The sequence below is a fragment of the Acidovorax sp. Leaf160 genome (genome assembly GCF_001424265.1).
GTDB lineage: Bacteria > Pseudomonadota > Gammaproteobacteria > Burkholderiales > Burkholderiaceae_C > Paracidovorax.
The window spans coordinates 629,756-650,203 of the sequence record NZ_LMOV01000023.1; the positions used below are offsets into that span (position 1 = coordinate 629,756).

A 20,448-nucleotide genomic window follows, 5' to 3' on the forward strand; every position below is an offset into this window, starting at 1 on the left:
GCCGCTGCGAAGAACCGCGCGTCAGAAGCCCAGCGCGTGCGGCAGCCAGGTGGAGATCGCCGGCACGAAGGTCAGCAGGATCAGCACGACGAGATGCGCCAGCAGAAACGGCGGCAGTTCGCGCGTGAGCGCCGCCAGCGGCACCTTGGTGGCCACCGAGGTGACGAACAGCAGCCCGCCCACGGGCGGCGTGATCATGCCCAGCGTGAGGTTGACGATCACCACCATGGCGAAGTGGATCGGGTCGATGCCCAGCGCCGCCGAGATCGGCGCGAGGATGGGCACCAGGATCATCACGCCCGGCAGCGGCTCCATGAAGATGCCGAACAGCAGCAGCAGGATGTTGACCGCGATCAGGAAGGTGACGGGCGAGAGGTTCCAGCCCACGATGGTCTCGGCCAGCTGCTGCGGCACGCCCTCCACCGTCAGCACCCAGGCGAAGGCGGCCGAAGCCGCCACCACCAGCAGCACCGAGGCGGTGAGCAGCGCCGAACGCGCGGCGATGTGCGGCAGCGCCTTCCATTCGAGCGTGCGGTAGATCCACTTGCCGCAGACGAGCGCGTAGAACACGGCCACGACAGAAGCCTCCGTGGGTGTGAAGATGCCGAAGCGGATGCCCACCAGAATCAGCACCACCAGCATCAGCGCCGGAATGGCGCGGATGCTGTTGGAGAGCATTTCGCGGCCTGTGGGCCGGGGCTCGCGCGAGCGGTAGTCGCGCTTGACGCAGACGCGCCAGTTGACGAAGGCCATCGCCAGCGCGATGAGGATGCCGGGCGCGAAACCCGCGATGAACAGTGCGCCGACCGAGACCTGCTCGTCCTGCAGCGCGTAGATGATCATGATGATCGAAGGCGGAATGATCGGCCCCACGATGGCGGTGCTGGCCGTGAGCGCAGCGGCGTAGGCGCGCGAATAGCCGGCCTTGTCCATCATCTTGACCATCATCGAACCCGGGCCCGCCGCGTCGGCCAGGGCGGAGCCGGAAATGCCCGAGAACAGCGTGAGCGACAGGATGTTGGCATGTCCCAGGCCGCCGCGCAGGTGGCCCACGAACTGCGCCGCGAAGCGCAGCAGCACCACGGTGAGCGCGCCGCCGGACATGATCTCGGCGGCCAGGATGAAGAACGGCACCGCCATCAACGGAAAGCTGTCGATGCCGGTGAACATCTCCTTGAACACGATCAGCTGCGGATAGCGTCCGCCGACGAAGACCGCGATGGCCGCCGACATGGCCAGCGCGAACGCGACGGGAAAGCCCAGCGCCATCAGAACGATGGCGGAAACGAAGAGGGTGATGGCCATGGTGTCAGGTCCTTGCACGGGTGCGTTGCCGGGGCATCAGAGCGAGGCCGCCGATTCGGCGTCCATCTCGTCGGACTCGGCGAACCGCCCGCCCAGGATGTAGCCACGCGCGATGAACAGCAGGTGTACGAACAGCAGCAAGAAGCCCACCGGCATGGCGGAATAGATCCACGCGAAGGCGATGTCGGTGGCCGGCGTGGTCTGGAAGCGCGTCGCCCACACGTACTGCACCGAGAACCAGACCATCACCAGGAAGAACGCGCCCAGCGCCACCACCACGAAGCCGCGCAGTGCACGCGCGGCACGCTCGCCCAGCACGTGGTGCAGGTTGTCGATGGCGACATGTCCGCCGAAGCGCAGCACCAGGCCCGCGCCCAGGAAGGTGCCCCAGATCATCAGGTGCCGGGCGACCTCTTCCGCCCAGACGATGGAATCGCCCGTGGTGTAGCGCAGCACCACGTTGGCAAAGACGATGCAGGCCATGGCCAGCAGCAGGATGATGAGCAGCCAGCGGTTGCCGGCGACCAGGGCGCGCTCTAGGCGTTGGAGCATGGTGGGTGTTCTGGAAAAAACAAAGCCCGGACGCGAGGCCGGGCGGGCTGGCACGGTGCGGCGCTGCCCGGCTCAAGCCGGACGGGCCGCAGCAGCCTTCACTTCACGCTGGTGATCTGGTCCAGCGTCTTCTGGCCGAACTTGGTGGCGTACTGCTTGTAGGCGGGCTCGAGCGCCTTCTGGAAGGCGCTCTTGTCCACCGACTCCACCACCTGCATGCCGGCAGCCTTGACCTCGGCCAAACCCTTTTGCTCGACGTCGTCGACGAACTTGCGCGACGCCTGCGCGCCGGCCTTGGCGCCCTGCGTGAAAGCGGCCTTCTGCGCGTCGGAGAGACCGCCCCAGAAGCCGGGCGAGACGATGAGCGCCATCGGCGCATACACGTGGCCGGTGAGCGACAGGTACTTCTGCACCTGCGGCAGCTTGGCCGACACGATCACCGACATGGGGTTCTCCTGCCCGTCGATGGTGCCCTGCTGCAGCGCGCCGATCACCTCGGGCCAGGACATGGGCGTGGGCGACGCGCCCAGCGTGCGGAAGGCGGTGATGTGCACGGGGTTCTCGGTCACGCGGATCTTCAGGCCCTTCAGGTCCGCGGGGGTGTTCACCGGGTGCTTGTTGTTGGTGAGGTGGCGGAAGCCCTGCTCGCCCCAGGCCAGGGCGATCAGGCCGCGTTTCTGGAACTTGCCCAGCAGCTCCTGGCCGAAGGCGCCGTCCAGCACGGCGCGGGCATGGGCCGTGTCGCGGAACAGGAAGGGAATGTCCACCACGCCCACGTCGGGCACGAAGTTGCTCAAGGCGCCGGTGGAGACGATGACGGCTTCCACCGTGCCCAGCTGCAGGCCTTCGATGAGCTCGCGCTCGCCACCCAGCGCGCTGGACGGGAAGTGCTTGAACTTGATGCTGCCGTTCGTGGCCTTTTCCACCGATTCCGACCAGGCCTGGGCTGCGGCGCCGTAGTGCGAGTTGACGGCGAGGGCGTAGCCGAGCTTGACTTCCTTGGCCTGCTGGGCGAAGGCGGAGGGGGTGGCGAAGCCGGCAACGGCGGCGGCCGAGGCTGCAGCCAGGGCCAGGCGGCGGGAAACGATGCGCATGGGAACGGTCCGATCTGTGGGGCCGCGAAGGGCCGGGTGACGGGGAAGCAGGAAGCAGAGCGAGGCGAAATTATGGCCCCGTCCCTGCGCAGCTCATGTACGGGAAACCACGGCCTGCCCGGCAGCGCGCATTGCCGACGGCACCCCGTCCCGGGCCCGCCTATTCCAGCAGCCGGGAAGATTTGGGCACATGGGCCAGCAGAAACTCCATCTGGTCCGTCAGGATGCGCCGGTTGCGCAGGATGAAGTCTTCCCAGAGGCTGGGCACGTAGGGTGCGTAGAGCAGCGGCATGTGCGCCTGCTCGGGCGTGCGTGGGCCCTTGCGGTGGTTGCAGGGGCGGCAGGCGGTCACCACGTTCATCCAGTGGTCCACCCCGTTGCGGGCATAGGGCACGATGTGTTCGCGCGTCAGCACGTCTTCGTGAAAGTGGCCGCCGCAGTAGGCGCACACGTTGCGGTCGCGCGCGAAGAGCTTTTGATTGGTGAGGCCGGGCTTGAGCTCGAACGGATTGATCGCCGGCACGCCCCGGGTGCCGATGATGCTGTTGACGTCGATCACCGATTGCTCGCCCGTGATGGCGTTGTGCCCGCCACGAAAGCGCGCCACATGGCCGCCCGATTCCCAGCGCACCTCGCCCGCGGCGTAATGGATCACCGCCTGCTCCAGGGTGATCCAGGACTGGGGCAGCCCCTGGGCCGACAACTTCAAGACCTTCAAAACACGCCTCCTGCCGAAAGAACAAGGATCGGAACGCTGATGTCTCGCGGCGGCCGCGCCGGGCCGCCCGGGAAGCTCGCCCGGCCTTGCCGCTCACGCACCCGGTGCTCGCTGTGCATGTCACGGAAGCCGGCAGCCCCCCAAGGACGTTCTTCTAGAACCACCGCGTCGTGTGCATCTGCGGCCCCAGGCGGTCTGCGGCGCTGCAAATCCTCGTGCCAGCTATCGCCATCGATGCAGTTGGCACCTGGCAGCCCGACCTGATCCGCAGTGCGCACTGGCCGCCCGATTCGTGAAAGAGCATCCCTGGCGCACAATATACTCTTTTCATGACAAATTCGCGTCCAGCGCTTGATTTACCTGCGCGTGACGCTATCAAAAGCAGAGCAAACGGATGAAGATCTTCCGCGGCTTCCAACACCCGGGCATCGCCCGGGAATGCGCGCTCACCATCGGCAACTTCGACGGCGTGCACCGCGGCCACCAGGCCATGCTGGCGCTGCTCAACAATGAAGCCGCGCACCGGGGCGTGCCCAGCTGCGTGCTGACCTTCGAGCCCCACCCGCGCGACTATTTCGCCGCCGCCCGCCAGCGGCCCGAACTCGCCCCCGCCCGGATCGGCACGCTGCGCGACAAGCTGGCCGAGCTCGCTGCCTGCGGCGTGCAGCAGACCGTGGTGCTGCCCTTCAACGAACGGCTGGCCAGCCAGCCTCCGCAGGGCTTCATCGACGACGTGCTGCTCGCCGGCCTAGGTGCGCGCTACGTGCTGGTGGGCGACGACTTCCGCTTCGGCGCGCAGCGCGCGGGCGACTACGCCCTGCTCGATGCGGCCGGCCGCGCAAGCGGCTTCGACGTGGCGCGCATGAACAGCTACGAGGTGCATGGGATCCGCGTCTCCAGCTCGGCCGTGCGCGAAGCGCTGGAGCGCGGCGACATGCAGGCCGCCGCCGCCCTGCTGGGCCGGCCCTACGCCATCAGCGGCCACGTGGTGCATGGCCGCAAGCTGGGCCGAGAGCTGGGCGCCAGCGCGGCGGGCGCGGCCGACGGCTTCCGCACGCTGAACCTGCGCTTTTCCCACTGGAAGCCGGCCGCCAGCGGCATCTTCGCCGTGCGCGTTCACGGCCTGGGCGATGCGCCCCTGCCGGGCGTCGCCAACCTGGGCGTGCGCCCATCGCTTCATCCGACCGACGTCAACGGCGGCCGGGTGCTGCTGGAAACGCACTGCCTGCAATGGCCTGCCAGCCTGGGGCCGGAAGGGGCCTACGGTAAAATCATCCGCGTGGAACTCCTGCTCAAACTGCACGACGAGCTGAAATACGATAGCTTCGACGCCCTGACCGCCGGCATCGCCAAGGATTGCGACGACGCGCGGGCGTTCTTCGCCGGCAGCGCGCACGCCGAAACCCACCGCCAGACCACGCGCGACCGAATTTGACGATCCGCCCGACGCCGCAGCCCTCCACGCCGCGGCGCCGCCGCCGAACGCTCACCCCCCTCCTCTTCCCTCGCCTTCCGGGCCGCCGCCCGGAAAGCTCCCAGGTCCTGCCATGTCCGAAAACCAACCCACCGCATCCACCCCCGCCGCCGGCACGGATTACCGCGCCACGCTGAACCTGCCCGACACGCCCTTCCCCATGCGCGGCGACCTGCCCAAGCGCGAGCCGGGCTGGGTGCAGGAATGGGACGAGAAAGGCATCTACAAGCGCCTGCGCGATGCCCGCCGGGGCGCGCCGAAGTTCATCCTGCACGACGGCCCGCCCTACGCCAACGGCCAGATCCACATCGGCCACGCGGTGAACAAGATCCTCAAGGACATGATCACCAAGGCGCGCCAGCTGGAGGGCTTCGACGCGCTCTACGCTCCGGGCTGGGACTGCCACGGCCTGCCGATCGAGAACGCCATCGAGAAGACGCACGGCCGCAACCTGCCGCGCGACGAGATGCAGGCCAAGGGCCGCGCCTTCGCCACCGAGCAGATCGCCCAGCAGATGGTGGACTTCCAACGCCTGGGCGTGCTGGGCGAATGGGACCATCCCTACAAGACCATGAACTTCGCGAGCGAGGCGGGCGAGCTGCGCGCGCTCAAAAAAGTCATGGAACGCGGCTTCGTCTACCGGGGCCTCAAGCCCGTCTATTGGTGCTTCGACTGCGGCTCGTCGCTCGCCGAATTCGAGATCGAGTACCAGGACAAGAAGAGCACCACCCTGGACGTGGCCTTCAAGGCGCACGACAACGCGAAGCTGGCCGCGGCCTTCGGCCTGCCCGCGCTGGACAAGGACGCCTTCGTCGTCATCTGGACCACCACCGCCTGGACCATCCCCGCCAACCAGGCGCTGAACCTGAACCCCGAGATCCGCTACGCCCTGGTGGACACCGGCGAGCGCGTGCTGCTGGTGGCCGAACCGCTGGTGGCCGCCTGCCTGGAACGCTACGGCCTCACCGGCAGCGTGATCGCCACCACCGCCGGCCAGCAGCTCGCGGGGCTGGAGTTCGAGCACCCGCTCTACGACGTGGCGAGCGAGGACGGCAGCTACGGCTACCGGCGCCTGGCCCCGGTCTATCTGGCGGACTACGCCACGGCCGACGACGGCACCGGCATCGTGCACTCGTCGCCCGCCTACGGCCTGGAAGACTTCAACTCCTGCGTGGCCCACGGCATGGCGCTGGACGACATCCTGAACCCCGTGCAGGGCAACGGCGCCTACGCACCGGACTTCCCGCTCTTCGGCGGCCAACACATCTGGAAGGCCGTGCCGGTGGTGATCGAGGCGCTGCGCAACGCCGGCCGCCTGATGGCCACCAAGGACATCACGCACAGCTACCCGCACTGCTGGCGCCACAAGACGCCGGTGATCTACCGCGCCGCCGCGCAGTGGTTCATCCGCATGGACGAGGGCGAGGGCGTGTTCACCGACCCGGCCCAGAAGCCTGCGCAGACCCTGCGCCAGATCGCCCTGGCCGCCATCGAGCAAACGAAGTTCTACCCCGAGAACGGCAAGTCCCGCCTGCGCGACATGATCGCCGGCCGGCCCGACTGGTGCATCTCCCGCCAGCGCAGCTGGGGCGTGCCCATCCCGTTCTTCCTGCACAAGGACTCGGGCGAGCTGCACCCCCGCACCATGGAGATCATGGACCAGGCGGCCGCCATCGTCGAAGCCGGCGGCATCGAGGCCTGGAGCCGCGTGACGGCCGAGGAAATCCTGGGCGCAGAAGACGCTGCGCACTACACCAAGAGCACCGACATCCTGGAGGTGTGGTTCGACTCCGGCTCCACCTTCTGGCACGTGCTGCGCGGCACGCACGCCGGCATGCACCACGACAGCGGCCCCGAGGCCGACCTGTACCTCGAAGGCCACGACCAGCACCGCGGCTGGTTCCATTCCTCGCTGCTGCTGGCCAGCGCCATCTTCGGCCGCGCGCCCTACCGCGGCCTGCTGACGCACGGCTTCACAGTGGACGGCCAGGGCAAGAAGATGAGCAAGTCGCTGGGCAACACGGTGTCGCCCCAGCAGGTGAGCAACAAGCTGGGCGCCGAGATCATCCGCCTGTGGGTGGCCTCCACCGACTATTCGGGCGACCTGGGCATCGACGACAAGATCCTGGCCCGCGTGGTGGACGCCTACCGCCGCATCCGCAACACGCTGCGCTTCCTGCTGGCCAACGTGAGCGACTTCGATCCCGCCACCGACGCCGTGCCCTTCCCGCAGATGCTGGAGATCGACCGCTATGCGCTCACGCGAGCCGCCGAGTTCCAGGCCGACCTGCTGGCGCACTACCAGGCCTATGAATTCCACCCGGTGGTGGCCAAGCTGCAGCTCTACTGCTCGGAAGACCTGGGCGGCTTCTACCTCGACGTGCTGAAGGACCGGCTCTACACCACGGCCCCCAAGAGCCTGGCGCGCCGCAGCGCCCAGACCGCGCTCCACCAGATCACGCACGCCATGCTGCGCTGGATGGCGCCCTTCCTGTCCTTCACCGCCGAAGAGGCCTGGAAGACCTTCGGCCGATCGGATTCGATCTTCCTGGAGACGTACCAGCCCATCGCCAGTGCCGACGAAGGCCTGGCCGCCAAGTGGATGCGCCTGCGCGCCATCCGCGACGTGGTGAACAAGGAAATCGAAGCGCTGCGCGCCACCGGCCAGGTGGGCTCCTCGCTGCAGACCAACCTGACGCTGACGGCCGCGCCGGAAGACCATGCGCTGCTGGCCAGCCTGGGTGACGACCTGAAGTTCGTGTTCATCACGTCCGCTATTGAATTGGTAGCAGGAGACGCCCTATCGATCAGCGTCAAGGCCAGTTCCGACGCGAAGTGCGAGCGCTGCTGGCACTACCGGGCCGATGTGGGTGCGGACGCCGCCCACCCCACCCTTTGCGGGCGTTGCGTGAGCAACCTGTACGGCGCAGGCGAATCGCGGGAGCACGCATAAATGGCCCGCGGCGCATCCGGCTCCTCCCTCTCGCTCAAGCCCACCGCCGGGGCCGGCTCGGTCTGGCCCTGGCTGGCCTGGGCCGTGCTCATCCTGGTGGCCGACCAGTTCACCAAGACGCTGATCCTCGGCTATTACCGCCTGGGCGACGCGACCTACATCACCAGCTTCTTCAACATCGTCCGCGCGCACAACACGGGGGCGGCGTTCTCCTTCCTGGCGGACGCAGGCGGCTGGCAGCGGTGGCTGTTCACCGCCATCGGCGTGGCGGCGGCGCTCTTCATCGTGTGGCAGCTGCGCAGCCACCCGGGACAGAAGCTGTTCTGCTTCTCGCTGTCCAGCATCCTGGGCGGCGCGGTCGGCAACGTGGTGGACCGCATGATGCACGGCTATGTCGTGGACTTCTTCGACTTCCACCTGCGCGGCTGGCACTTTCCGGCGTTCAACATCGCCGACGCAGGCATCACCATTGGAGCGGCCTGCCTGATCGTGGACGAGCTGCTGCGCGTGCGGCGCGGCCGCTGACGGGCCGCCGGGCGGCTTCGCCCGGTTCGTGCGGTTGGCATTTCCAAGGCCCGCCCCGTGCGGGCCTTGTGCTTTCCGCCTCTCGGAAGCCCCGCTGCGAACCGGCAGCGTAGTCCGGCTCCTACGCGCAGGGAGCGAGGGGCGGCGCATACTCTCGGCCCCCGCACAGCGGCAGCGCCTGCGCCCTCCCCGGACCCACCGTCCGGGCGCGGCTTCTGCTATCGAAGCAGGAGTATGCTGTACCGCTTGTCCGCAAGCCCGGCGACGGCCTCCCGCACGCCCCCGTGCCTTTCGCACTTTCCCGGCACAGGACCCGTTCTTCCTTTTTCATGAAGCATCTGTTGAATCTCCTGGCAGCCGTGGCGCTGCTCGTCTGGGGCACCCACCTGGTGCGCACCGGCGTGCTGCGCGTGTTCGGCGCCAACCTGCGCACCATGCTGGCCCGCAGCATGGGCAACCGCTTCACCGCCGCGCTCTCCGGCATGGGCGTCACGGCGCTGGTGCAGTCCAGCACGGCCACGTCGCTGATGACCTCCTCCTTCGTGGGGCAGGGCCTCATCACCCTGCCGGCGGCCCTGGCGGTGATGCGCGGCGCCGACGTGGGCACGGCCATGATGTCGGTGCTGTTCTCGTTCGACCTGTCCTGGCTGTCCCCGCTGTTCATCTTCGTGGGCGTGGTGCTGTTCATCTCCCGCCAGGCCAGCACCGCAGGGCGCGTGGGCCGTGTGCTGATCGGCCTGGGGCTGATGCTGCTGGCACTCGAGATGGTGGTGCAGGCCAGTGGCCCCATGCTGTCCTCGCCCATCATCAAGGCGATGCTCGGCTCGCTCAACAGCGACATCGTGATGGAAGTGCTCATGGGCTCGCTGCTTGCCATCCTGGCCTACTCCAGCCTGGCCATCGTGCTGCTGATCGCGGCGATGGCCGCCTCCAGCGTGGTGCCGCTCGACGTGGCGCTGGGCCTGGTGCTCGGCGCCAACCTGGGCAGCGGCCTGCTGGCCGTGCTGACCACCGCGAAGTCCACCGTGGAGGTGCGCCAGGTGACCGTGGGCAACCTGGTGTTCAAGCTGATGGGCGTGGTGCTGGTGGCGCCCTTCATCGGCCTCTGGCTGCGGCACGTGCACCCGCACCTGCCGGGCGCGGCGCAAGGGGTGGTGCTGTTCCACCTGGGCTTCAACGTGGTGATCAGCCTGGGCTTCATCGCCTTCACGCAGTGGGTGGCGCACTGGGTGACGCGCCTGCTGCCCAAGCCGCAGGGCGTGCAGAGCCGCCGGCCGCACCACCTGGATCCATCCGCCCTCTCCACGCCCTCGCTCGCCATCTCGTGCGCGGCGCGCGAGGCGCTCTACCAGGCCGACGTGGTGGAAACCATGCTGGTCGGCGTGCTCGACGTGATCCAGAAGAACGACGTGCAACTGGCCGAACGCCTGCGCAAGATGGATGACGAGGTGGATGAGCTCTACTCCTCCATCAAGTACTACATGACCAAGATCTCGCGCGAGGCACTGGGCGAGGAGGAAAGCCGACGCTGGACGGACATCATCAGCTTCACCATCAACATGGAGCAGGTGGGCGACATCATCGAACGCGTGCTGCTGGACATCGAGGACAAGAAGATCAAGAAGGGCCGCCAGTTCTCCGAAGCCGGGACGGCCGAGATCACCGAACTGCATCGCCGCCTGATCGACAACCTGCGCCTGGGCATGAGCGTGTTCCTCAACGGCAACGTGCGTGACGCCCAGAAGCTGCTGGAGGAGAAGGCGCGCTTCCGCGATCTGGAGCGGGCCTACGCCGCCACCCACCTGGTGCGCCTGTCCGACAAGACGGTGCCCAGCATGGAGACCAGCTCGCTGCACATCGACCTGATCAGCGAGCTCAAGCGCATCAATTCGCACATCTGCTCCATCGCCTATCCCATCCTGGATTCGGCCGGGGCGCTGGCGCCCAACCGGCTTCGGGTGGCGAACACCCCTGCGTCGGAAGCGTCGCTGCCCTCTTGAAGCGTCCGCCCTGGGGGGCGGCAGCGTTCGGTGGCCGCGTCAGGACGGGGCCGAAGCGGGCTTGGCCCGCCGTCCTACGGTGGCCCCTGCGGCAGCGGCTTAACCTGCCATTGGCGGCCTCGACGGGCGTGAAGCCCGCCGCCGCTCGACCGCAGGCCGTTTCACCCCCTTCTTGGAGTCCGCTCATGTCCCAAAGCCCCCGCAAGCCCGCCAGCGACGAACCCGAGGTCACCCAGGAGCGCGACGTGCCGCTCGACGGCACCGACCCGGTCGCTGAGGACATGATGAAGGAAGTGCGCAACGAGCGGCTGGAAGTGCCGCCAGGCGAGGAAGAGCAGGCGGAACGCGCCAAGCGCTGACGGCTCGGGACCGGGCCCACACGCCCGCCGCATTCAACTTCAGGCGAAGTCCGCCATCAACAGCTGCCGAGCCCGCTGGACGAAAGCGCTTTCGCCCTTGTGCGGCGGGAGCCAGGCGAACCGCGCTTCCGGCAAGCTGGGCAGCTTCCAGCCTGCAGGCAGCACCTGCACCCCGTCGCACAACGCCGATGCGTTCAGGCAGGCAACGCCCAGCCCTGCCGCCAGTGCCGACTGCAGCCCCGCCACGCCCGATGCCGTCAGCGTGACCGCGAACGGCACGCGGCGGCGCTGCAGCAGGGCGACGGTGAAGCGGTGCAGCGAACAGGTGTCGGGCAGCGCCAGCAGCCGCAGCGGGGCATCGGCTGCGGGTGGCTTGCCCGGCAGCGAGGCAGCCCCCATCCAGCGCAGCGGCTCACGCCTCAGCCATTCGGCTCCACGGGTGCGTGATGCGACCCCCGCGCCGGGCGCTGCGGGCAGCTGCATCGTCAGCCCGACATCGAGCGCACCCTGGGCATGGGCGGCTTCGATGTCTCCACTTTTTTGTACGCTGACCTGCAGGTGCACTCCCGGATGGCGGCTCTGCAGGCGCGCCAGCATCCCGGCCAGTTCAGCCGGACGGAAATAGTCGGTCACGCCGAGGCGCAATGTGCCTTGCAGCGGCACGCCACGCAGGTCACGCCATGCGGACTCGCTCATCGCCAGCAGTTGACGGGCATGGGCCAGCAGCCGCCTTCCCGCCTCCGTCGGCACCACCCCGGACTTGGAGCGCACCAGCAGCGGTTGGCGGGCGCGCTCTTCCAGCTTGCGCAACTGCTCGCTGACGGCCGATTGCGAGAGAAACACCCGCGGTGCGCCGGCCGTCACGCTGCCGGCATCCGCCACCGCGACGAAGGACTGGAGTTGATCGAGGGGGAAGTGCTGCATGGCCCTGCAGTTTATCCAACGGCTTTGCCGATGGATCACATTGGATCATCCCGCTTTTCCGGAGACCAAGGAAGTCCAACAATGGGCTTCCTCCACACCTCTTCTCCAGGTTCACCATGCCCCACATCGTCATCCACCTCAGCGGCACGCCAGATGCGGCCCTGGCCCGCCGTGCGATCGAAGCCGTTGCCGAACCCACCCGGCGCGTGCTGGGCAAGCAGTTGCCCGTCATCGCCACCAGCGTGCAGTTCATCGCGGCCGACCAATGGTTCATTGGCGGCGTGTCACTCGCCGAACTGGACCAGAGCGCTTTTCACCTGGACATCAGCATCACCGACGAGACCAACACCAAGGCCGAGAAAGCCCGCTTCCTGCGCGAGGTGCACTCAGCGTTCGCCAGCCTGCTGCCGCGCATGCACGAGGTGAGCTACGTGCACCTGATCGATGCCCGCGCGGCGGCCTACGGCTACGGCGGGCGCACGCAGGAGTGGCGCCACCAGCAAGCCGGTGTGTAGCGCGCCGGGCAGGGCTGGCCCGCCCCGCTGCCGCATCAACGGCGCGGCAGTTCGGCGGCCGCAGAGGCTGGCGCTGCGGAGGCGGGCACGGCCAGCGGATCGGAGGCCTCGGGCCGGCGCGCGTAGCGCTGGGCCAGCACGGCGCACAGCATGAGCTGCATCTGGTGGAACAGCATCAGGGGCAGCACCATGGCACCCACGGCGCCCGACGCGAACAGCACCTTGGCCATGGGTACGCCGCTGGCCAGGCTCTTCTTGGAGCCGCAGAAAACGATGGTGATCTCGTCCTCCTTCGAGAAGCCCAGCCGCCGCGCCAGCAGCGTGGTGGACACGATGGCCAGCGCCAGGATCACCGCGCAGACCAGCAGCAGCCCCAGCAGTGCGGCCAGCGGAATCTCGCGCCACAGCCCTTCGATCACGGCCGCGCTGAAGGCGGTGTAGACCACCAGCAGGATCGAGCCCTGGTCCACGTACTTGAGCACGCCGCCGTGGCGCTTGGTGAAGCCGCCGATCCAGGGGCGCAGCAGGTGCCCCGCGATGAACGGCACCAGCAGCTGCAGCATGATGCGGCCGATGCTGGCGAGCGTATCGCCGTGCTGCGCGGAACCGCTGCCCGTCATCATCTGCGGCATCAGCAGGCTGACCAGCAAGGGCGTGATCACGATGCCCAGCAGCGTGGAGCCCGACGCGCTGCAGATCGCCGCCGGCATGTTGCCGCGCGCCATGGCCGTGAAGGCGATGGCCGACTGCACGGTGGCGGGCAGCACGCAGAGGTAGATGACGCCAAGATACAGCTCGGGCGTCACCAGCGGCTCCAAGACCGGCCGCAGCGCCCAGCCCAGCAGTGGGAACAGCACGAAGGTGCAGGCCACCACCAAAAGGTGCAGCCGCCAGTGCGAGATACCCGCCACGATGGCTTCGCGCGAGAGCTTGGCGCCGTGCAGGAAGAAGAGCAGCGCGATGGCGGCGATGGTCAGCCCCTCGAACACCCGCGCCGCCATGCCGGAGGCCGGCAGCACGCTGGCCAGGGCCACGGTGGCCAGCAGCGCCAGCACATAGTTGTCGGGCAGGAAGCGGGGGCGGGCCATGGCGGATCTCACATCAGGAAGAACGGGAATGAATGCGCCGATTGGAACCCACCGCCATCTAGAAAGGAAATGGATTCTTCTGATGGTTCTATGATCGCAGCGCATGAATGTCACCCTGCGCCAGCTGCACGTCTTCCAGGCCGTGGCCGCCACCCGCAACTTCAGCCGCGCGGGCGATGCGGTGGGGCTGACGCAGCCTGCGGTGAGCCGCTCCATCACCGAGCTGGAAGCCCAGCTGGGCCTGAAGCTGCTGCACCGCACCACGCGCGAGGTCGAGCTGACCGAGGCCGGGCGCAGCCTCGCCGCGCGCCTGCCGCGCCTGCTCGACGAGCTCGAAGGCGTGCTGCTGGACATTCGCGGCATGGGCAGCGCGCGCCGCAGCCGCGTGCGCGTGGCCAGCAGCCCCACGCTGTCGGCCCACCTGCTGCCCGACTGCATCGCCCGCTGCCGCGAGGCGCTGCCGGGGGTGGAGCTGCTGCTGCTCGACCGCATCCAGAACGACGTGCTGGCGAGCGTGCTCTCGGGCGAGGTGGATTTCGGCGTGGTCATCGACCCCAGCGAGCGGGATGCCCTGCACTGCGAGGCCATCCTGACCGACCCGTTCTGCCTGGCCTGCCCGCCCGGCCACCGGCTGGCCGCCAAGGCCCGCGTACGCTGGGCAGAACTCGCCGGCGAATCGCTTGTGCTGCTGGACCATGCCTCCGGCAGCCGCCGCCTGATCGACCAGGCCCTGGCGGCGCACGCCGTGCCGCACACCGTGGCGCAGGAGGTGGGCCATGCCACCACCATCTTCCGCATGCTCGATGCGGGACTGGGCATCTCCGTGATCCCCACCCTGGCCGTGCCGCCCGAAGGCCTGCAGCGCCTGGCCGTGCGCCCGCTCGTGCCGCGTGTGGACCGCGAAATCGTGCTGGCACGGCGCCGGCACCGCGAGCTGGCGCCGATGGCCCAGGCCGTGTGGGAGCTGGTGGGCGAGGTGGCGGGGCAGCGCAAGGGCATATCGACCGGCTGAGCCCCTCGCCCCGGCGATACTTTCGGCTCCTGCCCACCCCGACACCCGACATGTCCGAAACCCGCGCCCTCTACCCCGCCATCGAACCCTACGAGAGCGGCCTGCTCGACGTAGGCGACGGCCACCGCGTGTACTACGAGCGCGTGGGAACGCCCGGCGCCAAGCCGGCCGTGTTTCTGCACGGCGGCCCAGGCGGCGGCATCTCGCCAGCGCACCGGCGCCTGTTCGACCCGGCCCGCTACGACCTGCTGCTGTTCGACCAGCGCGGCTGCGGCCGCTCGACTCCGCACGCGGGGCTGGAGGCCAACACCACCTGGCATCTGGTGGATGACATCGAAGCCCTGCGCCAGCTGCGCCCCGGCACCGAGCGCTGGCTGGTGTTCGGGGGCTCCTGGGGTTCGACCCTGGCACTGGCCTACGCGCAGAAGCACCCGCAACGCGTGAGCGAACTGGTGCTGCGCGGGGTCTATACCGTGACCAAAGCCGAGCTAGACTGGTACTACCAGTACGGGGTGTCGGAGATGTTTCCCGAAAAGTGGGCGCGATTCCAGGCGCCTGTGCCGGAGGCCGAGCGCGGCCACATGATGGCGGCCTACCACCGGCTTCTCACCGGCCCCGACCTGGCCCGCCGACAGGAAGCGGCCCTGGCCTGGAGCCTGTGGGAGGGCGAGACCATCACGCTGCTGCCCAGCGCCGCCAACCACGACCAGCATGCCGATGCCCACTTCGCCCTGGCCTTCGCGCGGCTGGAGAACCATTACTTCATGCATGGCGCCTGGCTGGAAGACGGCCAGCTGCTGCGCGAGGCCCATCGCCTGGCCGGCATTCCGGGCGTCATCGTGCATGGCCGCTACGACATGCCCTGCCCGGTGCGTTATGCGCACGCCCTGCACCAGGCCTGGCCAGGTTCGGAGTTCCATCTGGTCGAGGGCGCCGGCCATGCCTGGACCGAACCCGGCATCCTGGGCCGCCTGCTGGACGCGACGGACCGCTTCGCTGCGCTCCAGCCAGCGTTCATGCCAGCCACATGGGGATAGAGCCCGGCGTCACCGTCCCCGCCGGCCAGGAGGCCGGCATGCAGCTCCGCCCTGCACCCCAGGCCGGACCCATCCTCTCAGAACGTGTTCACGATCTCGCAGGGGATCGCGTTGGAGCGCAATCGGGATGAGTGGAGGCTCTGGATGCGCCGCATGGGCTCATGCCCATGCAAGCAGCCGGAGTCTCCAAGCGCCCGATGTCGCTCCCACCCGAAGGGCAGCGGTGTGGGCGGGCGCTCTGCGGCGTTGCGGCGCTTGTGCATAGCCGTGCTATTCACTGCGCACCGCGCCATGCATCCCATCCCGCCCACACCGCTGCGCGACCCCTGAGAGATCGCGAACACGTTCCAAGGCATGACCCGGGCGCGCTATCCTTGCCGGCACCGCTGTGCAGCCGCAAGCGCCTGCTGACCTGCGGAACTGCACGATGAGAATGACGACCGGAGATCCGCCATGGGAAACCTGCTCAGTTGGTCCACCGACAGCCTGCACGAACCCCTGCGGCTGCCCGGCTGGCGCGATGCCCTGCATGACGCCGTGCTGGAGATGGACGCGGTGCCGCTGCAGCGCGAGGGCTTCCACGCGCGCCTCGAGCGCTGCACCCTGCAGCGCATCCTGCCGCACCAGGCCCGGGGCGCGCCGCAGACCGTGGTGCGATCGGAGCGCGACATCGCCCAGGGGCGGCACAACGCCTACTACCTGCTCTCCCAGCCCCGCCAGCCGTGGCGCGCGACCCAGGCCGGCATCGCCAGCCGGCTGCAGCCGGGCGACTCCATCCTCATCGATTCCCGGCAGCCCTATGTCTTCGACTTCGGCGCGGGGCTGGACGACCTGTCGATCGAGCTGCCCATCGATTGGGTGGAGCACTGGGTGCCGGATGCGTCCCGGCTGATCGGCCGCGCCTTGCCGTGCAGCGCCGGATACGGCTTGGCGCTGCGCGGCATCAAGGAAATGCTGGTGCCCCGCGCGCTGGCCGAGCGCGCAAGCCATGCGCAGGACGAGCTGATCGAGGCGCAGATCGGCGGGCTGCTGTCCCTCCTGGCCGATGGCCCGGGCGATGGTGCGCCCTTGGAACGCACGCACTCCCTGCAGCCTGTGCACGAGCGCGCCATGGCGTCGATGCGCGCCCGCTTCATGCAGCCCGGGCTGACCGCGTCCGAGGTTGCCGCCGATGCCGGCGTTTCGCTGCGCACCCTGCACCGCGCGATGGCGGCCGGCGGCACGGGATATCTGGCCACGCTCATGGCGCTGCGCGTGCAAGCCGCTGCCGGCCTGCTGGCGCAGCAGCGCTGGCGGAGCCTCTCGGTGGCCGAGATCGGCCGGCGCTGCGGCTTTTCGGATGCCGCACACTTCGCCCGCCAGTTCTCCCGGCTCCGGCACATGACGCCCTCGGCCTTCCGCGCCCAGGCGCTGCGCTAAGAACGTGTTCACGTTCTGAGCCTCCTGCGCGCTGGCACGCAGAGACCAGCCGGCGGGCCCGATACGGCCAGCCGGCAGGCATCTGCGTTCCTAGACTGTCCTCGCGCGCGATGGCGGCCCCCCACGCCCCCGCCCCCGCCCCCGCCGCACACGCACACGCACACGCACACGCACAAGCGGGCGCATTCGCCAGCAGACAGTCCACAGGCTCGAGCCCATCCAAGGAGACACCTATGAACATGCAAAGCACACTCGACGCGATCCTGGCCGACGGCGTCGCGCGCGGCGCCGCCCCCGGCGTGATGGCCCTGGTCGCCGACGGCGACGGCCTTCTGTACGAAGGCAGCGCAGGCGAGCGCCTGATGGGCAGCGGCGTCGCCATGACGACCGACACGGTGATCTGGATCGCCTCCATGACCAAGGCCCTGACCTCGGTGGCGGCGGTCCAGTGCGTGGAGCGCGGCCTGCTGGACCTGGACGCGCCCGCGGCCCAGGTACTGCCGGAGATCGGCCGCCTCGGCGTGCTGACCGGCTTCGACGCGGACGGCCGCCCGCTGACCCGGGCGCCCCGGCGGCCCATCACGCTGCGGCACCTGCTCTCGCACACCTCGGGCTGCAGCTACGAGATCTGGAACCCGGAGATGCAGCAGGTGCAGGCGGCCCTGGGCATTCCCGGCATCATCGGCTGCCAGCTCAAGGCGCTGGAGCTGCCCCTGGCATCGGACCCGGGCGAGCGCTGGGAGTACGGCATGGGCATCGACTGGGCCGGCCACATGGTCGAGGCCGTGAGCGGGCTCTCGCTGGAGGCCTACATGCGCCTGCACCTGTGGCAGCCGCTGGGCATGGACCACACGGGTTTTCACATCACGCCCGAAATGCGCCGGCGCCTGGCGGGCGTGCACCTGCGCGGCGAGGACGGCGCCTTCACGCCCTTGCCCTTCGAGATCACGCAGGAGCCCGAATTCCACATGGGCGGCGGCGCGCTCTACAGCACCATCGGCGACTACGCGCGCTTCATGCGCATGGTGCTCAACCTGGGGCAGCTCGACGGCGAGCGCGTGCTCAAGCCCGAAACCGTCGCCACCCATCTGATGCTCAACCAGCTGGGCAACGCACGCGTGCGCCCCCTGTGCGCCGCCATCCCGCTCACGGCGGACGCGGAGTTCTTCCCCGGCCTGCGCAAGAGCTGGAGCCTGGCCTTCCAGATCAACGAGGAAGTGGCGCCCACGGGCCGGGCGGCGGGCAGCCTCTCCTGGGCGGGGCTGGCCAACAGCTTCTTCTGGATCGACCCGCACACCCACATCGCCGGCCTGCTGGCGACGCAGACCTTTCCGTTCGCCGATGCGCGGGTGATGGACCTGCTGCACGACTACGAGAAAGCCGTGTACGCAGCGCTGGCGGGCTAGCCCGCACGGGCCGCAGGGCGCGTGGCCCCAGAGCCCCAGCTGCACCCAGCTGCACCCAGCTGCACCCAGCTGCACCCAGCTGCACCGCGTTCCACCCCGTTGCCGGGGCTACCAGCCGAAGAACGCCGCCAGCACCAGCGCCGCCTCGGGCGTGAAGGCGCCGGCGGCGAGCCGCGCCTGCAGCTCGGCCAGGGACAGCGCCTCGAAGCGTTCGACCTCGCCGTCCTGATTCACGGGCTGCATGCCGTGCGGCACGGTGGCGCGGAACCAGTCGATGCGCTCGACCATGTACCCGGTTTCCGCTTCCCTGCCACCATCGCCGCCGGCCTCGCACGGCCGGGCGAAGTCCACATGGCCGCCGTGCGCCACGCCCTGCAAGGCAGCGGTCTCCAGGCCCGCCTCTTCCCAGGTTTCACGGGCCAGGGCCTGCTCCAGCGTGTCGGCGGCAGACACCATGCCGCCCATGGTCGTATCCCACATGCCGGGGTTGGATGGCTTGTCGAAAGCGCGCTGCTGCACCCAGAGCGCGCCCTCCGGCGTCGAGGCCACCAGGTGCACCGCCCGGGTGGTGATGCCCAGAGGCCGCACGGCCCCGCGCTCCACGGTGCCGATGCGCTGGCCAGCGGCGTCGCACACCGCCAGCTGCTCGTCGCGCCAGGGGCCGCAGTGGCCGGTGGCGCGCAGCACCCGCGCCAGTGCGTTCAGGGCGGCGGTGGCATCGACCTGGGCTGCATCCGCCGCGCCCAGGTGCCAGATCGACCCGTCGACATGCTCTTTTTTCGATAGCACCCAATGCTCATCCAGCAAGCGCTGGGAGGCGATTTCACCAAAAACAAGGGCATCGACGGAGCCGACGGTGTGCCCGCCGACCACGAAAGGCAGCCGGGGGCGCGCCGCCGGGCGCTGTGCGCGGGCGCGGGCCGCATCGACCCAGCCGGGCCGGGCCACCACGGGCGCGGTCACGACAGCGTGAGGATGGTGCAGCCGGTGGTCTTGCGCGCTTCCAGGTCGCGGTGCGCCTGCTGCACGTCGGCCAGCCGGTAGCGCTGGTCGATGTGGATCTTGACCTCGCCGCTTTCCACCACCTTGAACAGATCGTCCGCCATGGCCTGCGTGGCCTCGCGGCTGGAGATGTGGGTGAACAGCGTCTGGCGCGTGACGTAGAGCGAGCCCTTGGCGCCCAGGCTGCCCGGCGCGAACGGCGGCACCGGGCCCGAGGCGTTGCCGAAGCTGGCCATCAGGCCGAAGGGGCGCAGGCATTCGAGCGATTTCTCCCAAGTGTCCTTGCCCACCGAGTCGTACACCACCTTCACGCCCTTGCCGCCGGTGATCTCCTTGACCCGTGCGGCGAAGTCTTCCGTGGCGTAGTTGATGGCGTGGGCCGCGCCGTTGTCCAGCGCCAGCTGGCATTTGGCGTCGGACCCGGCCGTGCCGATCAGCTGCAGGCCCAGCGCCTTCGCCCACTGGCAGGCGATCAGCCCCACGCCGCCGGCGGCGGCATGGAACAGCACGTGGTCGCCAGGCTCCAGGCCTTCCACGGGGCGCGTCTTCTTGAGCAGGTACTGCGCCGTGAGGCCCTTGAGCATCATGGCGGCGCCGGTCTCGAAGTCGATGCCGTCCGGCAGGCGGCAGACGTTCTGCGCGGGCATCACGCGCACCTCGCAGTAGCTGCCAGGCGGGTTGGCGGCATAGGCGGCGCGGTCGCCGGGCTGCAGGTGGGTGACGCCCTCGCCCACCGCCTCGATCACGCCCGCGCCTTCCATTCCGATGCCCGCCGGCATCTGCAGCGGGTAGAGGCCGGTGCGGTGATAGACGTCGATGAAGTTCAGCCCGACCGCATGGTGGCGGATGCGCACCTGGCCCGGGCCGGGCTGGCCCACCTCGACGTCGGTGACATGCAGTTCTTCGGGGCCGCCATGCTGGCGGATCTGGACGGCGAGGCTCATGGGGATCGGTCTCCTGATGCGGTGGGAACAACGTGGATGGAGCGGACAGGCCCGCGCGTGGAATGCGGGCACGCGGGGCATCCTGCCATGTTTCGGGGCGCCGTGCTGCCCCATGCCTGCG

Annotated in this window: 18 protein-coding genes; 10 read left to right on the top strand and 8 right to left on the bottom strand. The window is 69.0% G+C overall.

Annotation, left to right across the window (positions count from 1 at the left end):
• Positions 1-21: 21 nt before the first annotated feature.
• The 4 genes from ASF94_RS13415 to ASF94_RS13430 form a co-directional block, all read right to left on the bottom strand.
• Complete coding sequence (locus tag ASF94_RS13415) at positions 22-1,305, bottom strand: TRAP transporter large permease (protein ID WP_056667055.1); 1,284 nt, start codon at positions 1,303-1,305, stop codon at positions 22-24.
• Positions 1,306-1,341: 36 nt separating this feature from the next.
• Positions 1,342-1,857, bottom strand: coding sequence for a TRAP transporter small permease (locus ASF94_RS13420; protein WP_056667058.1), 516 nt, complete (start codon positions 1,855-1,857; stop codon positions 1,342-1,344).
• A 98-nt stretch (positions 1,858-1,955) separates the two neighbouring features.
• The gene (locus ASF94_RS13425; protein WP_056667059.1) at positions 1,956-2,951 is read right to left on the bottom strand and encodes a TRAP transporter substrate-binding protein; all 996 of its coding nucleotides are present in this window, start codon (positions 2,949-2,951) and stop codon (positions 1,956-1,958) included.
• Positions 2,952-3,111: 160 nt separating this feature from the next.
• On the bottom strand, positions 3,112-3,669 hold the full coding sequence (locus ASF94_RS13430) for an HNH endonuclease (RefSeq protein ID WP_056667062.1): 558 nt from the start codon (positions 3,667-3,669) through the stop codon (positions 3,112-3,114).
• Positions 3,670-4,063: 394 nt separating this feature from the next.
• Here ASF94_RS13430 and ASF94_RS13435 point away from each other — a divergent pair, with 394 nt between their 5' ends.
• The 5 genes from ASF94_RS13435 to ASF94_RS21350 all read left to right on the top strand — a co-directional run bounded on the left by ASF94_RS13435 (position 4,064) and on the right by ASF94_RS21350 (position 10,980).
• Entirely contained in the window at positions 4,064-5,104 is a 1,041-nt protein-coding gene (locus tag ASF94_RS13435) for a bifunctional riboflavin kinase/FAD synthetase (protein ID WP_056667064.1), read from the top strand.
• A gap of 112 nt (positions 5,105-5,216) precedes the next feature.
• Entirely contained in the window at positions 5,217-8,096 is a 2,880-nt protein-coding gene (gene ileS / locus ASF94_RS13440) for an isoleucine--tRNA ligase (protein WP_056667067.1), read from the top strand.
• Positions 8,097-8,621: a signal peptidase II gene (gene lspA, locus ASF94_RS13445; RefSeq protein WP_056667069.1), complete on the top strand. Its 525-nt coding sequence runs from the start codon at positions 8,097-8,099 to the stop codon at positions 8,619-8,621.
• Between the two features lie 329 nt (positions 8,622-8,950).
• Entirely contained in the window at positions 8,951-10,621 is a 1,671-nt protein-coding gene (locus ASF94_RS13450) for a Na/Pi cotransporter family protein (RefSeq protein ID WP_056667072.1), read from the top strand.
• 185 nt (positions 10,622-10,806) lie between these two features.
• Positions 10,807-10,980: a hypothetical protein gene (locus tag ASF94_RS21350; protein ID WP_156382536.1), complete on the top strand. Its 174-nt coding sequence runs from the start codon at positions 10,807-10,809 to the stop codon at positions 10,978-10,980.
• A 39-nt stretch (positions 10,981-11,019) separates the two neighbouring features.
• On the opposite strand, the gene ASF94_RS13455 is transcribed toward ASF94_RS21350, so the two are convergent.
• Positions 11,020-11,904, bottom strand: a complete 885-nt coding sequence (locus ASF94_RS13455) for a LysR family transcriptional regulator (protein ID WP_056667074.1) — start codon at positions 11,902-11,904, stop codon at positions 11,020-11,022.
• A 116-nt stretch (positions 11,905-12,020) separates the two neighbouring features.
• Here ASF94_RS13455 and ASF94_RS13460 point away from each other — a divergent pair, with 116 nt between their 5' ends.
• A complete protein-coding gene (locus ASF94_RS13460; protein WP_056667077.1) occupies positions 12,021-12,419 on the top strand; it encodes a hypothetical protein in 399 nt (132 codons plus the stop codon).
• 35 nt (positions 12,420-12,454) lie between these two features.
• On the opposite strand, the gene ASF94_RS13465 is transcribed toward ASF94_RS13460, so the two are convergent.
• A complete protein-coding gene (locus tag ASF94_RS13465) occupies positions 12,455-13,507 on the bottom strand; it encodes a bile acid:sodium symporter family protein (RefSeq protein WP_056667080.1) in 1,053 nt (350 codons plus the stop codon).
• Positions 13,508-13,610: 103 nt separating this feature from the next.
• Between ASF94_RS13465 and ASF94_RS13470 the strand changes: the two genes are divergently transcribed.
• The 4 genes from ASF94_RS13470 to ASF94_RS13485 all read left to right on the top strand — a co-directional run bounded on the left by ASF94_RS13470 (position 13,611) and on the right by ASF94_RS13485 (position 18,381).
• Positions 13,611-14,519, top strand: a complete 909-nt coding sequence (locus tag ASF94_RS13470; RefSeq protein WP_056667084.1) for a LysR family transcriptional regulator — start codon at positions 13,611-13,613, stop codon at positions 14,517-14,519.
• Between the two features lie 50 nt (positions 14,520-14,569).
• Positions 14,570-15,556: a prolyl aminopeptidase gene (pip, locus tag ASF94_RS13475; protein WP_056667086.1), complete on the top strand. Its 987-nt coding sequence runs from the start codon at positions 14,570-14,572 to the stop codon at positions 15,554-15,556.
• Positions 15,557-16,009: 453 nt separating this feature from the next.
• The gene (locus ASF94_RS13480; RefSeq protein WP_056667089.1) at positions 16,010-16,975 is read left to right on the top strand and encodes an AraC family transcriptional regulator; all 966 of its coding nucleotides are present in this window, start codon (positions 16,010-16,012) and stop codon (positions 16,973-16,975) included.
• Positions 16,976-17,208: 233 nt separating this feature from the next.
• Positions 17,209-18,381, top strand: coding sequence for a serine hydrolase (locus ASF94_RS13485; protein WP_056667090.1), 1,173 nt, complete (start codon positions 17,209-17,211; stop codon positions 18,379-18,381).
• Between the two features lie 108 nt (positions 18,382-18,489).
• On the opposite strand, the gene ASF94_RS13490 is transcribed toward ASF94_RS13485, so the two are convergent.
• Positions 18,490-19,344, bottom strand: a complete 855-nt coding sequence (locus ASF94_RS13490) for an NUDIX hydrolase family protein (RefSeq protein WP_056667093.1) — start codon at positions 19,342-19,344, stop codon at positions 18,490-18,492.
• A complete protein-coding gene (locus tag ASF94_RS13495; protein ID WP_056667096.1) occupies positions 19,341-20,327 on the bottom strand; it encodes a quinone oxidoreductase in 987 nt (328 codons plus the stop codon). The genes ASF94_RS13490 and ASF94_RS13495 overlap by 4 nt, the downstream gene beginning before the upstream one ends.
• Positions 20,328-20,448: the final 121 nt, after the last annotated feature.

Excerpts from the sequence above, each read along its gene's own strand:
- ASF94_RS13460 (WP_056667077.1), top strand. The coding sequence starts at position 12,021 with ATGCCCCACATCGTCATCCACCTCAGCGGCACGCCAGATGCGGCCCTG.
- ASF94_RS13425 (WP_056667059.1), bottom strand. The coding sequence starts at position 2,951 with ATGCGCATCGTTTCCCGCCGCCTGGCCCTGGCTGCAGCCTCGGCCGCC.
- pip (WP_056667086.1), top strand. The coding sequence starts at position 14,570 with ATGTCCGAAACCCGCGCCCTCTACCCCGCCATCGAACCCTACGAGAGC.
- ASF94_RS13465 (WP_056667080.1), bottom strand. The coding sequence starts at position 13,507 with ATGGCCCGCCCCCGCTTCCTGCCCGACAACTATGTGCTGGCGCTGCTG.
- ASF94_RS13435 (WP_056667064.1), top strand. The coding sequence starts at position 4,064 with ATGAAGATCTTCCGCGGCTTCCAACACCCGGGCATCGCCCGGGAATGC.
- ASF94_RS13455 (WP_056667074.1), bottom strand. The coding sequence starts at position 11,904 with ATGCAGCACTTCCCCCTCGATCAACTCCAGTCCTTCGTCGCGGTGGCG.
- ASF94_RS13415 (WP_056667055.1), bottom strand. The coding sequence starts at position 1,305 with ATGGCCATCACCCTCTTCGTTTCCGCCATCGTTCTGATGGCGCTGGGC.
- lspA (WP_056667069.1), top strand. The coding sequence starts at position 8,097 with ATGGCCCGCGGCGCATCCGGCTCCTCCCTCTCGCTCAAGCCCACCGCC.
- ASF94_RS13485 (WP_056667090.1), top strand. The coding sequence starts at position 17,209 with ATGAACATGCAAAGCACACTCGACGCGATCCTGGCCGACGGCGTCGCG.
- ASF94_RS13450 (WP_056667072.1), top strand. The coding sequence starts at position 8,951 with ATGAAGCATCTGTTGAATCTCCTGGCAGCCGTGGCGCTGCTCGTCTGG.
- ASF94_RS13480 (WP_056667089.1), top strand. The coding sequence starts at position 16,010 with ATGGGAAACCTGCTCAGTTGGTCCACCGACAGCCTGCACGAACCCCTG.
- ASF94_RS13470 (WP_056667084.1), top strand. The coding sequence starts at position 13,611 with ATGAATGTCACCCTGCGCCAGCTGCACGTCTTCCAGGCCGTGGCCGCC.
- ileS (WP_056667067.1), top strand. The coding sequence starts at position 5,217 with ATGTCCGAAAACCAACCCACCGCATCCACCCCCGCCGCCGGCACGGAT.
- ASF94_RS13420 (WP_056667058.1), bottom strand. The coding sequence starts at position 1,857 with ATGCTCCAACGCCTAGAGCGCGCCCTGGTCGCCGGCAACCGCTGGCTG.
- ASF94_RS21350 (WP_156382536.1), top strand. The coding sequence starts at position 10,807 with ATGTCCCAAAGCCCCCGCAAGCCCGCCAGCGACGAACCCGAGGTCACC.
- ASF94_RS13495 (WP_056667096.1), bottom strand. The coding sequence starts at position 20,327 with ATGAGCCTCGCCGTCCAGATCCGCCAGCATGGCGGCCCCGAAGAACTG.